Source organism: Undibacterium sp. TJN19, from assembly GCF_049339485.1.
Taxonomy (GTDB): Bacteria; Pseudomonadota; Gammaproteobacteria; order Burkholderiales; family Burkholderiaceae_D; genus Undibacterium.
In genome coordinates, this window is the sequence record NZ_JBMPPL010000001.1 from 480629 (window position 1) to 496257 (window position 15629).

13 protein-coding genes are annotated in these 15629 nt (G+C 54.2%); 11 read left to right on the forward strand and 2 right to left on the reverse strand.

All coding sequences use genetic code 11. The annotated features are described in order from the left end of the window. Nucleotides 1-5 precede the first annotated feature (5 nt). From ACO0LH_RS02210 to ACO0LH_RS02220, 3 genes are all read left to right on the forward strand, one after another. A complete protein-coding gene (locus ACO0LH_RS02210) occupies nt 6-467 on the forward strand; it encodes a cupin domain-containing protein (protein WP_422939410.1) in 462 nt (153 codons plus the stop codon). A gap of 149 nt (nt 468-616) precedes the next feature. Then, the gene (locus ACO0LH_RS02215; protein ID WP_422939411.1) at nt 617-1948 is read left to right on the forward strand and encodes a hypothetical protein; all 1332 of its coding nucleotides are present in this window, start codon (nt 617-619) and stop codon (nt 1946-1948) included. Between the two features lie 358 nt (nt 1949-2306). Next, entirely contained in the window at nt 2307-3371 is a 1065-nt protein-coding gene (locus tag ACO0LH_RS02220) for an alginate lyase family protein (RefSeq protein WP_422939412.1), read from the forward strand. Nucleotides 3372-3385: 14 nt separating this feature from the next. Here the strand turns inward: ACO0LH_RS02220 and ACO0LH_RS02225 are convergent, their stop codons facing one another. Beyond that, nucleotides 3386-4777: a PLP-dependent aminotransferase family protein gene (locus ACO0LH_RS02225; RefSeq protein ID WP_422939413.1), complete on the reverse strand. Its 1392-nt coding sequence runs from the start codon at nt 4775-4777 to the stop codon at nt 3386-3388. 301 nt (nt 4778-5078) lie between these two features. On the opposite strand from ACO0LH_RS02225, the gene ACO0LH_RS02230 reads away from it, so the two are divergent. The 7 genes from ACO0LH_RS02230 (at nt 5079) to ACO0LH_RS02260 (ending at nt 12882) form a co-directional block, all read left to right on the forward strand. Then, a complete protein-coding gene (locus ACO0LH_RS02230) occupies nt 5079-6308 on the forward strand; it encodes an MFS transporter (protein WP_422939414.1) in 1230 nt (409 codons plus the stop codon). A 134-nt stretch (nt 6309-6442) separates the two neighbouring features. After that, nucleotides 6443-6982, forward strand: a complete 540-nt coding sequence (locus tag ACO0LH_RS02235) for a hypothetical protein (RefSeq protein WP_422939415.1) — start codon at nt 6443-6445, stop codon at nt 6980-6982. Between the two features lie 116 nt (nt 6983-7098). Continuing rightward, nucleotides 7099-7407, forward strand: a complete 309-nt coding sequence (locus tag ACO0LH_RS02240) for an addiction module antidote protein (protein ID WP_422939416.1) — start codon at nt 7099-7101, stop codon at nt 7405-7407. Nucleotides 7408-7622: 215 nt separating this feature from the next. Further along, nucleotides 7623-9329, forward strand: a complete 1707-nt coding sequence (locus ACO0LH_RS02245) for a DUF4157 domain-containing protein (RefSeq protein WP_422939417.1) — start codon at nt 7623-7625, stop codon at nt 9327-9329. A gap of 45 nt (nt 9330-9374) precedes the next feature. After that, a complete protein-coding gene (locus tag ACO0LH_RS02250) occupies nt 9375-10058 on the forward strand; it encodes a glutathione S-transferase family protein (RefSeq protein WP_422939418.1) in 684 nt (227 codons plus the stop codon). Further along, entirely contained in the window at nt 10003-11658 is a 1656-nt protein-coding gene (locus ACO0LH_RS02255) for an SAM-dependent methyltransferase (RefSeq protein ID WP_422939419.1), read from the forward strand. The genes ACO0LH_RS02250 and ACO0LH_RS02255 overlap by 56 nt, the downstream gene beginning before the upstream one ends. Before the next feature lie 87 nt (nt 11659-11745). After that, the gene (locus tag ACO0LH_RS02260; RefSeq protein ID WP_422939420.1) at nt 11746-12882 is read left to right on the forward strand and encodes a hypothetical protein; all 1137 of its coding nucleotides are present in this window, start codon (nt 11746-11748) and stop codon (nt 12880-12882) included. A gap of 19 nt (nt 12883-12901) precedes the next feature. On the opposite strand, the gene ACO0LH_RS02265 is transcribed toward ACO0LH_RS02260, so the two are convergent. Next, complete coding sequence (locus tag ACO0LH_RS02265) at nt 12902-14032, reverse strand: Fic family protein (protein WP_422939421.1); 1131 nt, start codon at nt 14030-14032, stop codon at nt 12902-12904. Between the two features lie 481 nt (nt 14033-14513). On the opposite strand from ACO0LH_RS02265, the gene ACO0LH_RS02270 reads away from it, so the two are divergent. Beyond that, nucleotides 14514-15617, forward strand: a complete 1104-nt coding sequence (locus ACO0LH_RS02270; protein ID WP_422939422.1) for a hypothetical protein — start codon at nt 14514-14516, stop codon at nt 15615-15617. The last annotated feature ends 12 nt before the right edge of the window (nt 15618-15629 follow it).

Below are 15629 nucleotides of genomic sequence, written 5' to 3' on the forward strand. Positions count from 1 at the left end.
ACATCATGCGCATCAAACCCACTATTGCCCTTGGCCTGGCCTTTTGCGCTGGCGCCCTGATTTCGCCGCTGGCGCTGCACAGCATCAACGATGCGCGTGCCGACACACCGGGCCTGACGGCGGCGGTGATTGACCTGCTGGCGATCAGGCATGATGACCTGCCCAAGACCACCAATGCTGACCTCAATGCCCGCACGCTGGTCGTGACCGACCACGCCACCGTGGGCATACAGTCAGGCAATGTTGCCAAGCACATCCACCCGCAGACAGATGAAATCCAGTACATCATCGAAGGCAGTGGCAGCATGTGGCTGGGCAATGAACGCAAGGATTTCAAACCCGGCAGCCTCATCGTCATCCCCAAAGGCGTGGCCCATGCCGGCAGCATCGTCAGCAACGGCTCGGTCAAAGCCATCGCCATCAAAATCCCGCCGCAGGGCAAGGGAGATATTGTGTTTGTGGATTGATGCAAGTCAGGCAAACAGGCACTTTGCAGCCCTGCTGACTGAATGGCCCCCAATTTTGCCTATGGCATGCACTAATGTCATAATTCAATGATTGCCATTTTGTGGCATTCAAATGAAGCCTGTCTTTCTCTTTCTACTTGTCTAAAACTATGAAACTGTTAAGTACAATGCAAACGCTGTTCGGAAGGCGAGCACGCGCGAATGAGTCGACGGAGACCAGCGCTCAGCTTCAGACTCAGCTTGAAGCTCAAGAACAGGCTCAGGAACAGACTCAGGTACAAAACTTATTGGCATCGGCCCACTATGAGGCAGCCGAAAAACTGTGTCGGCTTATCATTCAGAAGGATGAACGATCCTTCAAAGCGTACAATTCCCTGGGTTTCGCCTTGCAACTCATGGGGCGCACAAGCGAAGCCATGCAGGCCTATCAGGCAGCAAGAACTTTGAATCCTGATTATTGGCAAGCCGCCTACAACATCGGTAACTTATATAAGCTGACCGGACAACTCGACGCCGCACTTTCTCCGTTCTACGATGCGATGGTAAGTCGTCGCAAAGTACAGGCGAACGCCCCGCAGGCAGACCCTCAGGACAAAGGCATTTCGCAATCCAAGTTGCTGCATGATATTGAACAGCTCACGTATTTGATCAGTCAGGGCGAGGTTGATAGCAATATCCTGGATGCCAAGGCAGCCCTGGAAGAAATATTGCACTATATGAAGCAACATTCTGCCAAGGTCATGATGGAATTACCAGCTTCTTTATCTGCCAAAAGCGCGAAATGGTTTAATCGTTTTTTACATTATCGGGATGCACCTGCATTGGCTGGTGGCGCGCTCAATCCCGACATCGATTGGGCAGCAGTCGAAGACGCCTATTTCGCAAACGCGCCAGGAATGACCTATATCGACAACTTTCTCAAACCGGAAGCCTTGGCCAGCCTGCGACGATTCTGTTTGGAGTCGACGTTTTGGTTCGATTACCAATATCTGGGAGAGTATGTCGGCTGCACCATAGAAGATGGATTCGTCTGCCCTTTGCTGCTACAGATTGCAGAAGAACAAAAGGCGGCAATGCCAAGAATTTTTGGCGACCACGCGATTCATGGAATGTGGGGATACAAATACGACTCGGAACGAACTGGCATTTCCATCCATGCCGATTTTGCTGCAATCAACGTGAACTTCTGGCTTGCCCCCGATGAGGCCAATTTGGATCCAAACAGCGGCGGCCTTGTCATTTGGGACAAGGAAGCACCACTCAACTGGGAATTTGACGACTACAACAATAATGCCGAAAAGATCGCCGCGTTTTTGCAAGAGACTGGTGCAAAAACCTTCGTTGTACCACACCGGCAAAATCGGGCGGCGTTATTCAATTCTGACCTGTTCCACAAGACGGATAATTTCAGGTTCAAGCCAGGATATGAAAATCGGCGTATCAATGTCACCATGTTGTTTGGCGACCGCAGGACAGGGTGAAGTGCTTTCAAAACGAACAGATGACAACTTCAAACCAGGCTTGATTCAGCGTCTATTTTTACGACAGTTGCAAGCCAATTGCAAGCCCTTTGCAATCACCTTCAAGCTGTTTTAAATGAGCGCTTTGCTGGCGTGCGGATGGCGGCAATGGGCACTGACCTGGTCAAAGCCATCGCCATCAAGATCCTAACGCAAGGCAAGGGAGATATTGTATTTGTGGATTGATACGGCAGTAAGCTGATCTGACAAAAGCCCCCGTGTAAAAACCAGGGGCTTTTTTTGTCGTCCCGCGCGGACACAGGTATCATGCCAGATATGACCACCTCACTACCCACTCACTGTCAATCTGATCACCACCATGACACCCACACCCCACCGCATTCTACTAACCCTGGCGTTGGCCTTGTCCATCGCCCCCTGCAAGGCGCAGACTACTGCTGCAGCAGCGCCGCCGCTGATGATCAGCGAAGCGCGCTTCGCGGCCTTGCGGCAGGCGCCTGAGCGCTGGGCTGGTTTGCGCAAGCGTTGCGATACAGAACTGACGCAGCCCAGCCATGCGGTGGCTGATTACAGCCCGGCACGGCATTACAATGCCGAAGGCGTCAGCCATGACCCCAGCGGCAAATACCTCAATACCGATGCAGGCGTCGCCTATCGTGCGGCGTTGTGCTACCAGCTCAGTCATGAATTGGCCTATGCGCGCCACACGCAGCAGATTGCTGATGCCTGGGGCAAGACGCTCAGGCAGGCGTCCAAAGACCAGGGTGCGGCAGAACTCAATTTCAATATCCCGCAACTGGTGATCGCCGCCAGTTGGGTGCGCAGTGCCAGCCCCTGGGATGACAGTGCCTTCATCGCCATGCTGCAAAAAGTGGCGCTGCCGCTATCGCATGCGGACAAAGCCAATAACCACGGCAACTGGGGCGTGCTGATGGATGCCAGCATTGCCGCCTACACCGGCAACAGCCAGCAACTGGCGGCGGCTGAACAGCGCTGGCAAACCTTGCTGACGAGACAGGTGGCAGATGATGGCAGCCTGCCGCTGGAAATCTGCCGCAGCAATACCAACAATTATTGCGACGGCGCGGACAAGGGCATCAACGGCCTCAGCTATACGCATTACACGCTGCACCCGGCCACCATCACCGCAGAAATTTTTCTGCAACTGGGCAAAGACCTGTATCAAACCAGTGCCGGCAAAAACCTGGGGCGTGCTTACCAGCGCGCCGCCGAATGGACACGTTACCCCGAACGCTTCCCCTATTACAGCAGCAACCAGGGCCACCTGAACGGCATCAACAACGACGCCTATTTCCTGATACTGCAAGCGCACTTCATGAATGACGATGCCGCTACCGTATTAAAGCAAGGCAAGCCGGGGTCGAATAGCCTGGAACTGGGGTTGTTGTATGGGGCGAATTAAGGGCTAAAAAAGCCTCATGGCCGCGCCAGGTAAGCCAGCGCCCCGGCTTCGCTGGCATAGCTCACATTGATGCGCACCCACGGGCAGGTGGGCATGCTGGCGATGAAGATGCTGCCTGCCGACATGCTGATGCCGCGTCTGGCGGCAGCGTCAACCAGGGTGGCAGAATCTTCCACGCCCGGGCGGCGCGCCCAGACAAACATGCCGCCAACGGGCTTGCCGAAGATGTCCCAGCCAGCCTTGTGCATGAGTTTTTGCACGGCGATCTGCTGGCCTTCCAGGCGTCTGGCGAGGCGTTCTGCCAGTTTGCGGTAGCTGCCGTTTTCCAGCATGGTGGCAACCACTTCTTCTGCAAAGCGCGATGCGGTGATGCTGGTCAGCATCTTGACATTGACGAGGTTGCGGATGAGGGCGGGTGTGGCGACGATATAGCCCACGCGCAGCGAACACGACAGCGTCTTGGAAAAACTGCCGACATAAATCACCCGGTTGAACTGGTCCAGTGTGGCCAGGCGCAGGCTGGCATCGCTTTGCATGTCGGCATAGATGTCGTCTTCGATGATGCTGAAATCATGGCGTTCTGCCATTTGCAGAATACGGTGGGCAGTGGCAGGTGACAGGCTGGTGCCAGTGGGGTTCTGGAATACGCTGTTGATGAAAAAAGCCTTGGGGCGGTGCTTTGCCAGCGCACGTTCAAGTACATCGAGATCAGGCCCTTGCGCGGTGCGCCTGATTTCTACCATGTGTATGCCTTGCAGCTTCAGCAGGCCGAACAGGTTGTAATAACCGGGCGACTCCACCAGCACGGTGTCACCGGGTTTGAGCAGGTAGCGTATCAGCAGGTCCAGCGCATGGCTGGCACCGGTGGTCAGCATGATTTGCGATGGTGCGGCGCTGATGCCCAGGCCATCGAGCCGTTGCTGTAACAATTCGCGCAATGTGGGGCTGCCCAGCGGGGTGCTGTAATCAGACAGGGCCTGCGCGTCGCGCCGGGTAACGTGGCGGATGGCGGCAGCGGTTTCATCCGGCTCGCGCCAGTTGGCGGGCAACCAGCCACAGCCCAGCTTGATGGTGTCTGGCGATTCGCCAAACAGGTGCCAGAGCTTGTCGGTCACGTCTTCGGCATTGTGGGGGTTGGAGGATCCACCCTGGCCACCTTGTCCACCTCTCGCCGCATCCTGCGCATAATAGCCCGAGCCCTGCCGCGCGCGGATAAGGCCCACGGCACGCAGGCGTTCATAGACTTCGATGACGGTATTGCGGCTGACACCCAGTTCATCTGCCAGCTGGCGTATCGACGGCAGGCGGCCTGCCGCACCCAGTTCACCCCGCGCAATGCGCAGGCGCATGTCTTTTTCTATCTGCACGACCAGGGGTTCAGGGCGCTGAGGTGTGGGTGGTGTCATGGTGGTAAGTGTGTCGTGAAAACAGGGGTACGGTTGTGAAGTTTATAGGGCAAGTGTACCTGTTAGTGTACCCGTTGTGGGAGGTAATATGGGTTGGTGGGTTGGGCCGGGCGCCGCTGGGTTACGGTTCGTAGGTTGGGCTACGGTTCATCAGCCCAACACTCGGCCCTCGATGAACGATACGTGATTTATAAGCCCAGTGTTGGGCTGGTAAACCGTAGCCCAGCGGGGCCCGGCCCAACCTACGAACCCGACCCAAGCTCGCGCTTTCTGAAACTAAATAAAACCAAACCAATACCTCATGCCCCCTCGCTCCCAAGCCGCCATCCTCGCCTTCGCCCTGACCATCATCACCATGGGCGTGAACCTGCATGTGCCGCTCTACCCTGCCATTGCGGCGTTGGATGGTCGCGGCCTGGCGGCGACGACGGTGGCGTTTTCTTTCTACGTGGCGGGTATCTTGCCGGTGCTGCTGGCGCTGGCTGGTTTACCTGACCGTATCGGGTACAGACCGGTGATTATCATGGCATTGCTGCTGTCCGGCACGGCGACGGGCCTGATGGCGATGTCGCCGCATATCAGCACGCTGGCCGTGGCGCGTTTGCTGCTGGGTGTGGGGACGGCGCTGATGTCGGCAACCGCGCTGGCCTACATGAGCCAGATAGGGATGAGCCAGCCTCTGCCGGGCAAGCCCGCAGGTGCGCAAGCCAGCCACGCAGCCAGTTGGGTAGCGGCCAGCACCTCGCTGGGCTTTGGGCTCGGGCCATTTGTGACGACGCTGACGCTGTATTTTACGGCGGCACCCGGCACGCTGGTGCCGCCCAGTTATATCATCCACATGAGCCTGGTGCTGCTGGCAGGCTTGCTGTTGTGGCAGGTATCGGGACGCATGTCTGAGGCGGGCAAACCCTTATCGTCACCTGCCGTGCGCATGCTGAGGCTGCCTGCCTATCCACCTGGAGCGCTGTGGTTTGGCCTGGCGATCGCGCTGGCCTGGGCCACCACGGGCATCATTATTTCTGTCTTGCCTGCGATGCTGGCACAGTACGGGATGGCAAAGTGGTCAGGTACCACGACGTTGCTGGCTGTCAGTTGCGGCCTGTTGTTCCAGCCTGCGGCACGCCGCTGCCAGCCGCACCGTGCGGTGACTATCGGTTTACTGACGCTGCTGCCAGCCTTTGTCATATTGGCCTTTGGCGCATTGCGCGGGCAGTTGTTGCTGGTCTTGTTGGGTGCACTGATGGCCAGCAGTGCCTGCTATGGCTTTGTCTACCTCGGCGGGCTGGCCGGCGTGGCTGCACTGGCAGACGAAGGCAACCATGCTCAAGCCAGCAAGGCCAGTGTCAGTGCCGGTTTTTTCATGCTGGCCTATGTCGGCTTCAGCCTGCCGGTGGTGTTTACCGGCGCACTGGCAGATGCCTTTGGCAAGGCAGCGGCGATGACGGTGTTTGGCGGCTTTCTGGTGCTGGGTGTGGCGGCACTGCTGTGGTGGCGCAGGCCACGGGTGGTGCTGGGCAAGGTAGGTGTTTGACCAGGTGTAATGAGGTCAAAAGTGGGCAACATGCGCACCAGCATCAGACTGCATCACGCCTGTCATTTCACCAGGAAAGCAGATTCATGTATCATGCGCCGCTTATAAAGAATGATGCGTGAAGAGCCCTGCCTATGAAAAATGAAACCTGGGAAATGTCTACGCTGGATTGGAGCCTGGAAGGATTTTATGGCGCCATTGTCAGCCCGGCAGATGTCGCACAACTCATTTCTGCCGAAAACAAACAGAAGGTGCGAAATGCTTTCTTTATCGTGGCTGACGCGGTAGGCCAAAATGGCTATATCTACCCATGTGCGCTGACGGTCACCAAAACCGTGCTGGCAGCCTTGCCGAATTGCGGCAAGTTTGCAAGGTCTGAATGCCTGGATCTGCTTACCATCATCGCCGCCGCCAGATTTGCCCCCGATGCACCACCTGTCGCAGAAGCATGCCTGCTTGAAATCCGTAACGCCACCTGGTACTTCATCTGGGGCCTGCAATTTGATGATGTTGACTTGGCGTCTTTATATGTCGATATCCTCGGCTGCCTGGGCATGGGCTTTCCAGATTTCAAAGCCACGGCTGAACACTACCTGACGCTGGCACTGACCAGGAATTTACCGGACTATGACATCGTCATGGTGAAGAACACGATTGCTGAGTTGCAAGAGTGAGGAATTTTCAGCAGCGCAGACAAACCCGGGTTTGATGTAGCATAGCAAGAGCCTTATCCCCATTCGATAATTTGATTGATACAAACAGCCTTGTAACTTTCGACCGAGTTAAAATCATGAAGCCACAAACAAGCACCTGGGATGTGACCGACTATCTCAAAACTGAAGAAGATCAGGCCATGTATCTGGATGCGTGCATGGAAGATGCTGATGGGGATGCAGCGTTTATTGCCAAAGCCCTGGGTGACATCGCACGTGCACGTGGCATGTCGCAAATCGCGACAGATACCGGGCTTTCACGTGAAAGCCTCTACAAGGCCCTGTCAGCCGATGGTAACCCCTCATTTGCCACCATTTTGAAGGTGATGAAATCACTGGGTCTGGAATTGCATGCCACGGCGAAAAAATCACCCGTTGCGACATGAGTAAAAGCATCGATCATCAACACCGCTGTTGAAATGGAAAAGCAAGCTTTCATCAAGACCCTTTTGCGGCAGACTCTTCTCTTCTTTAGTTAACACTTCATCAATCCTCTGGTACAGTAGCAGACGCAAGTCGGCCTGGGTGGTTCGCTATTGTGCTATCCCGCTATCAAGCCTGCCTTGCGCAGGGCAATCTTGATGATGACAGGTGGAAACGCATGAAAACGCATAAGACGGTGCAGGCTGGTGAAGGCCAGGCGGAGCACAATCACATCGCCCAGGCAGCCAGGGCCGCACCGGTCAGTCAGCTGGCCGATACCACTGCTATTACTTCTATCACCAGCACGGCGAACAGTTTTATCGACACCCGCCCACAGGCGCTGGTGCAGGGGCGTTTCCAGCAAATGGCTGACCAGGGCCAGCACACCACGCGCCTCAAAACCCTGCAAACCCGGATGGATGACAGCGCGCAAGCCTTGCAGATGCAAAACAGGGCACAGCGCATGCAGGCAGCCTTGCCCACGACCCCAGGGGCAGGGTCAGCAGTCAGGCAGGCCAGATCCGACACACCCGCCAACACCACAGGCATGCCCGACAATTTAAAATCCGGCATAGAAAGCCTGTCGGGCATGGCGATGGATGATGTGAAGGTGCATTACAACTCGGACCAACCGGCCAGCATGCAGGCGCATGCCTATGCGCAAGGTGCAGACATCCACATCGCCCCGGGGCAGGAACAGCATCTGCCGCATGAAGCCTGGCATGTGGTGCAGCAAAGACAGGGGCGCGTCAAACCCAGCTTCCAGATGAAATCCGGTGTCAGCATCAATGATGACGTGGCGCTGGAATCCGAAGCCGACGTGATGGGTGCACGCGCCCTGAGTGCGGGTACGGTGCAGAAAGTGGCGGCCGAGGAAGACCATGAGGGCGTATTCCAGAAAATGGCGGTGTCATCAGGGCCGGTTTTTCAGTTGACGAGAATGTCAGGCACTTTAAGCCCAGACAAAAAAAATGTTAGCTCCCCAGCCGGGGGGGCCAGAGCGATACCTGAAGACGCCGTATGGCATGTTGAATGCCTGCCCGGTCAAACCATATATTATGAATGGGATGTCGACGATAGGATCGTTACGGATATTTACGGGCCGGACGCCCCTCCGGCTGCGGCTCCGCCAGCGCCAGTGCCAGCGAAAAAATTGCCCAATAAGCCAATGGGGATAAACGCTCCATGGAGAGACACCAGTACACCCGCTGTGGCCGCAGACAAAAAACCGAATAAACCGCCATTACCCGCGGCAGGGGCAGAAATCAAGGCGGCGGCATTGCCCCCCAAAGCTGCGGTGGCTGCAACAGCCACAGGCAATGCGGCAGCGGGTGCAGGCGCAGAAATTAAAAAAGCAACCCCCGCTGCTGCTGCGGCGGCTACTGTTAGCGACAAAGATGCCAAGGCAAAAGTACCAGCGGCGGCATCTGCCGGCAAACCAAGTGCACTGGAAGCTCTCGAAGCAAAAATAAAAAAAATGCCACAACGCCAGCTCAAGATATACCAAGTCTATATCCCCGCAGACCGCTTCAAGCATGTTTGGTTCGCACACACACCCAGAGGAATTTTCGATGCAAAAGGGATTACAAGCAAAACCCAGGGCACAAGTATTTCAGTTTTTTATCGTATGAGTTTAACGGAATTAACTAGCATAATGGAAGACGAAGCTGCGGATACCAGTGCCTATATATGGAGCAAAAGATCTGGGGCACAAGTTGAAGGCCAAAATGGCTTCTACAGAATGACCTGTGAGAATATAGGTGGTCATTATTATATCGATACCTTCTACCCATTAAATGCTTCCATAGATATAACGAAGATACGAGCGGCTCTACGTGTCCACGCAGACGATTACGACGCATTTCTTACAGCCATAGGATTTTAACGCGTCCCCCACGCACACACCACCCTCATCACCAGGAGCCCCGCCATGCCACTCACCCTGTATGCCCACCCTTTCGCCTCTTACTGCTGGAAGACGACGATAGCGCTGTACGAAAACGACACCCCTTTCGACTTCCACCTGGTGAACCTGGGCGATGCGGCGTCGGCGGCGGAACTGCAAAAGCTGTGGCCGTTCAAAAAATTCCCCGTGCTGGTGGATGGTGATACCACCGTCATTGAATCCAGCATCATCATCGAATACCTGGACCTGCATTACCCGGGCGCGGTGCGGCTCATCCCCACAGATACCGCAAATACCACAGATCCCGCCAATGCGGCAGCAGCACTGGATGTGCGCTTCATGGACCGTTTTTTTGACAACTACGTGCATACGCCCATGCAGGCCATCGTTTCTGAAGCCATGCGTGGCGACAAGCGCGATGCCGATGTGGTGGCACGCGCCTGCGCCACCCTGGACATTGCCTATGCCTGGCTGGAACAGCGTCTGGCAAACCGCCACTGGGCCACTGGTGAACACTTCAGCCTGGCGGATTGTGCTGCCGCACCGGCCCTGTTCTATGCCGACTGGGTGCATGTCATTGGCGACGCCTACCCCAATGTGCGTGCGTACAGAAACCGGCTCAATGCCAGGCCGTCGTTCGCGCGCACGATCGATGAGGCGCGACCTTACCGTCATTACTTCCCACTGGGTGCACCTGACCGTGATTGAAGAAAACCAGCGCCTGTCTGCGTCGCGCCTGTGGCAGTGGCAGCGGCAGTTTTTCAGCGAGCAAACCATCGCTGCCTGGCGCAACAGCATCGTGCCGCATTATGTCACCAGCAATACCTTCATTGCACGGGCTTATGCCAGGCTGGTGTTCGGGCACCTGCGCGACCTGCTGTCTGACCAACATCATGCACTTGATGCACAACAGCCCGTGACGGTGCTGGAACTGGGCGCGGGTTCGGGGCGGTTTTCTTATCATTTCCTGAAAAAATTCTTTGCACTGTTGCAGCAATCCACCCTCAGCCACCTGCGCGTCAGGTATGTGATGACGGACTTTTCAGAAAAGAACCTGGCCTTCTGGAAACAGCACCCCTTTCTGCAAGACTATATCACCCGCGGCTTGCTCGATTTTGCGCTGGTCGATATCAATCTGCCGCAAGACATTGTCTTGCAGGTGTCTGGCGATGTGCTGTCAGCCGCGCAGATGTATAACCCGCTGGTGGTGATTGCCAATTATGTCTTCGACAGCATAGAACAGGATTGCTTTTACCTGCACCATGGCGAGCTGCATGAAAGCCTGGTCAGCCTGCATGATATTGACAATGAAGACAGTACAGAACCACCTGCGGATGCCAGCATCCTGCACAGGCTGGATCTGCGTTTTACCAACCGGCCTGCTTCGCCTGACTATTACCCAGAAGCTGAACTGAACAATCTGCTGGCCTATTATGCGTCCAGAAAAGTCGATGGCTATGTCTTGCTGCCCACGCAGGCGCTGCGCTACCTCGCACACTTGCGCCGCCTCAGCAATAACCGTCTTTTGCTGATTTCTGGCGACAAAGGTGACAGCCGCGAAGAAGACGTAGTGCTGCCCACAGCGCCTGCCATCGTCAGCCACGGCAGCATTTCATTGATGGTCAACTACCATGCGCTGGCCCTGGTTGTGCAACAGCAAGGCGGCGTATTCATGGCCACGCCGCAGCAACACCATGGCCTGCATATCTGCGCCGCGGCATTTCACCCGCATGCGGATACCGGCAACACCAGCGATGCGTTCTACCCGGAAACCCGACAGGCATTTCGTGAACACATCAGCGAGACCAGCCCCGATGATTTCTACCTGCTGAAATGCTTCATCCAGCCCAATGCAGTATTGCTGGATTTGCCGCAACTGCTGGCCTACCTGCGCCTGAGCGGCTGGGATGCGGCCAATTTCATGGGCTGTTACGATGCCCTGCTGCAATGCGCGGCGAACCTGCAAGAGGCTTCCCTGAAGCAGGAAATCATCAGCATGGCCGCCCAGGTGTGGGACACTTATTACCCCCTGGGCGAAAGCACCGACATTGCCCAGGCCCTGGGCAGCCTGCTGTATGAAATTGATGCCTATGCGCAGGCCATGATCTACCTGCAACATTCACGCGACCTGCATGGCGACGACGCCAGCATTGTGTATAACATGGGCATGTGCCATTACAATATGGGGCAACTGGTGCCCGCCCTGAGCTATGTCAAACAAAGCCTGCAACTCAAGCCCGGGTATGAACCGGCAACCCTGATGCAGGTGGTGATAGAAGAAGAACTGGCAAAGCCGGTGCTGGTGTAAAGTGATAAAAGTCTGTTGATGATCTTGCTGCGCAAGCAGGATCACCAACAGGCCCACACGGGTAGCAGGCAAAACAGCCGAGGCGACATGAAAACGCAATTGCCATCGCAACAGCAACAAAGCCTTCAAGTGCCGCAGGTCAGCACGGGCAAGGCATTGCTGCCGGCAGATTTTCATGACAGCCGCCCGCTTGCGACCCTGCAAAGGCGCTTGCAGACACTGGCCGATAACAGCCCGCAAACCCAGCAACTGCAAACCGTGGCACGCACCATGCAGGCACGGCCAAGGCAAAAACAACTGGCCGGCATCATGCAGCAAAAACCGGGGCAGACCCGGCCCAGCTTTCAGATGAAGACCAGCGCAGCAGGTACAGCAGGTACAACAAATACAGCAGGCACAGGCAGCCAACATCAAGGTGCCACGGCGCAACGTAAACTGGATGCGGCCAAGCTCAATGTGGCGGGGGAAGATCATGGCCAATCCGATGCCGAAGGAGAAAGGTCAGAAGAAAAACGCTTTTCCGCCGCCGTGACAAAATCTGCCGGGTACTGGACAGAAGGCCAGTTCACCATCAGTGAAGCTGGTGAGGGTGGCGCCATGTTAGAAAGACCTGCTGATCCACCCATGGTTGCCATCAGGTATTTGCTGTCGGTAATCAGGCCGAAAGTGATGCTGCTGGAACAATATGCAAAGGCCTATGAAGCAACGCCGAAATTTTATGCGAGCTGGCTCAAGTGGCGCACCTCGCTCAGGAATAATGTCGACCTGCTTTCAACACATATTTTACGCGCCACCGAAGAAAAAGAACTGAAGATCAGCGGCTTGAAAAACCCCGGAGATTTAGCCAGTTGCGCAAACCTGCTGCTGGTTTTTTTTGCAGGCGTAGCCGCTGAACCAAAGCCAGATGATATGGCAAGATACGTCGCGTTTTCGTTGAGCTACGACGCGCATGCAAAAAAATTCGTTACCTCAGTCGGCGGCGATGTCGACGCCAAAGCAGAAGAGAAAGATACCCACAACACACGCAACATCGCCATGGACGCGGCTGCAAACAGCAAACACGCCGTCAAAGGCGTATGGAAAGTCGGCGAAGACCATGTCACCGGCATCGCCGCCCTCGTGGGAGAAAAACAATACAATCTCGTCACCCGTGCCGAATTCAGGACAGAAATGGAGGCGTTCCAGGCCAGGCATCCAAGGCCACAGGATTGTGTAATTTTGTAGGTGGTGGGCGTAGTTTCTGTTACACCCTTACCAATTCCAGGAGTGGTTCAAATGCATACAGCGCAGGCCTGCGTCCCGACGCTTCTTCTATAGGGTGTAACATTCCCTTTTCCTGCAAGACTCGCACAAACCTGGCGGCGGTTGAAGCAGGTATGCCACTGTTATTCGTAAACTTATTATTTCTGAAAACTGGCTGTGTAAAGACAAAATCCAATGCGTTGACACTCCATTTAGATGCAAGCACTGTACTGAATTCCTGCTTCATGTTTTCGTAAAGCGCACTGATACTTTCAGCTATCTGAAGATTTCGAATAGCCTGTTTTTCAACGGCTTCCAAAAAGAATACGCACCAGGAAGTCCAGTCATCTTTTTCCGAGACAGCCCGCATGATGTCAATGTAGGCATCTTTATGCTCTTCAAAGTAACCACTGATATAAAAATGTGGTGCCGATATCACGTTGGATGACCAAAGCAACAAAGTGATGATCATGCGCCCAATACGTCCATTGCCGTCTTTAAACGGGTGCAAGGCTTCAAATTCAACATGAGAGATGGCTGCTTTAATCAATGAAATATCATCACTGGTCTGAATATAATGGAATAATTTGTCCATCCCTTCCTGCAAACGCTCTGGGCTAATCGGCACAAAGAGAATATTTCGCCTCGCTCTATCTGCGAGATAATTTTGCTCAGTTTTGAATTTACCCGGAGACTTGGCCGCACCTCTTCCAAACGACAGCAGGCGTTCATGTGCGGCTCGTATCAGATATTGCGAGAGGGGTTGTCCTGTCAACATGGCTTGCTGTGCATTTTTAAGAGCACGTTGATAAAGAAGCGTTTCAATCACTTCAGATCTGGTATTTGAATTCTCTGTGATATCTTCGTCGTAATCTGCTTCGTATTTCAAAATTTCATCGATGGTGCTGACCGTTCCCTCCATGCGGGAAGATATAACAGCTTCCTGATTTCTCAGCGGTGCAAGTAAAATCTCGCTGTTATGCATGTTTTTCAACATTTGGTCGTATCTTGCCAATGCATCAGTTGCTTTGACGAGCTGCACAAGCAGGCGTGGATAATCCAGCGAAGCTGGCGGAAATTTATCATAATGATAATCAACCGCATTTTCAGAATTTAATGATGTGAATAGCATGGTGACATTTGGCTCTTAAATTTCTATTATTATTCATATCAAATCAATTTGAATCATTGATTTTTAAATTATATTAACATCAAAATTTCCAAACCAAGATGTGTTGTCATTTCAAAAAGTCAACATATGTAGTCATTGCAATAAATTTGAGCGCATAGATATATTTCTCAATGACTGAGGCATCTTAAAAACAGCGTCCCTATAATAGAAACTCATTGTCTCTTGCATGAGCGTCATCGTGAGAAACAAAGCGTGTAGACCCCTCTCTATTGAAGACAAACTGGCTTGTCTCTTGTTTTCACCTTATTTTGAGAAACAAAGTAAATAGACCTCTCTTTATTGAGAACAAACTGGCGCGTCTCTTGTTTGAGTAGTATGTTAGAAGACAAAGTATTCGCTCATGATTCACGTCATCATGGTCGGGCAAATTTGCAATACAAGTTATAACTCGCCAAGCAACGCTTTGAAAACGGGACTCAAGATGAAAACCCAGTTGCCGCAAACCTCACACGCTGTCCAGGCTGCCCACCAGTTGCCCCAGGCAACTACCGTTGTGGCCGCCGGCTTTGTGGATGTGCGGGCGCAGGCACTGGCGCAAAGGCGGGTGCAGGCCATGGCCGATAATAGCCCGCAGGCGCGGCAAAGCCAGGCCATGCAGGCACTGGCCGATCACAGCCCGCAAACCCGGCAATTAAAAGCGCTGAATCACGTCATGCAGCCCAAACAGGGGCGGCTGAAACCCAGCTTCCAGATGAAGGCGGCGGCCCCCGTTGCGGCAGGCGCGGTGGATGTCATGCAGTTAAAACTGGATGCCGAGAAGCTCAATATTGCCGGTGAAGACCATAGCGAATCGGATAAAGCAGGGGAAAGAGGAAAAGAAAAGGCTTTCACCAAGGCGAAAACAGGCGTTGCCGATTACTGGACGGAATATGAATTTCAGGTCGACACAGACGCTGGCGCAGGACGAACCGTCAAAAAGCCAGCCGACCCGCCACTGACTGTGGTCTTGTATCTGCTATCGGTCACCAGAAAACGTCTGGCTGAACTCAAGACCTATATCGACACCAATGATGCGTCGGCAGGCTATTACATGGGATGGCGCGTGTGGAGCAAATCCTTAATCCAAGGCATTGAGACCTTGAATTCCCATATAGAACGCTGTGTGGACAGCGAAGGTTTGCCGAATTCAGACCCGGTGAAGGTATGTGTGGCAAGCACGACACAATTGCTGGCCGCCATCAAACCGGCACCCACTGCGGCAGAGATGGCGCCTTATGCCGTTCTGGCAGCCAAGTACGAGACGGCGGCAGCATTGCTTGCACCGACCTTGGGTGGCACCGGCGACTATGCTGAAGACGAAAAAAGCAGCAACACAAAGCGAAATAATGCGATGCATGCCGCGGGCAACAAGATGTTTACGACCAAAGGTGTCTGGAAAATCGGTAATGCACACGTTGAAGAAATCGAAGAAGCCAAAATGCCAGAATATAAGTACAACCTGGTCAGCCGTACAGACTTCCGCAGCGAGTTAAAAGCCTATCAGGATGAGGAGAAAAAAAAGAATGAGAGTTGCGTGATCGGGTGATCGGGTGATCGG

Coding starts and splice junctions, on each gene's coding strand:
- ACO0LH_RS02210 (WP_422939410.1), top strand. CDS start 6: ATGCGCATCAAACCCACTATTGCCCTTGGCCTGGCCTTTTGCGCTGGC.
- ACO0LH_RS02215 (WP_422939411.1), top strand. CDS start 617: ATGAAACTGTTAAGTACAATGCAAACGCTGTTCGGAAGGCGAGCACGC.
- ACO0LH_RS02220 (WP_422939412.1), top strand. CDS start 2,307: ATGACACCCACACCCCACCGCATTCTACTAACCCTGGCGTTGGCCTTG.
- ACO0LH_RS02225 (WP_422939413.1), bottom strand. CDS start 4,777: ATGACACCACCCACACCTCAGCGCCCTGAACCCCTGGTCGTGCAGATA.
- ACO0LH_RS02230 (WP_422939414.1), top strand. CDS start 5,079: ATGCCCCCTCGCTCCCAAGCCGCCATCCTCGCCTTCGCCCTGACCATC.
- ACO0LH_RS02235 (WP_422939415.1), top strand. CDS start 6,443: ATGAAAAATGAAACCTGGGAAATGTCTACGCTGGATTGGAGCCTGGAA.
- ACO0LH_RS02240 (WP_422939416.1), top strand. CDS start 7,099: ATGAAGCCACAAACAAGCACCTGGGATGTGACCGACTATCTCAAAACT.
- ACO0LH_RS02245 (WP_422939417.1), top strand. CDS start 7,623: ATGAAAACGCATAAGACGGTGCAGGCTGGTGAAGGCCAGGCGGAGCAC.
- ACO0LH_RS02250 (WP_422939418.1), top strand. CDS start 9,375: ATGCCACTCACCCTGTATGCCCACCCTTTCGCCTCTTACTGCTGGAAG.
- ACO0LH_RS02255 (WP_422939419.1), top strand. CDS start 10,003: ATGAGGCGCGACCTTACCGTCATTACTTCCCACTGGGTGCACCTGACC.
- ACO0LH_RS02260 (WP_422939420.1), top strand. CDS start 11,746: ATGAAAACGCAATTGCCATCGCAACAGCAACAAAGCCTTCAAGTGCCG.
- ACO0LH_RS02265 (WP_422939421.1), bottom strand. CDS start 14,032: ATGCTATTCACATCATTAAATTCTGAAAATGCGGTTGATTATCATTAT.
- ACO0LH_RS02270 (WP_422939422.1), top strand. CDS start 14,514: ATGAAAACCCAGTTGCCGCAAACCTCACACGCTGTCCAGGCTGCCCAC.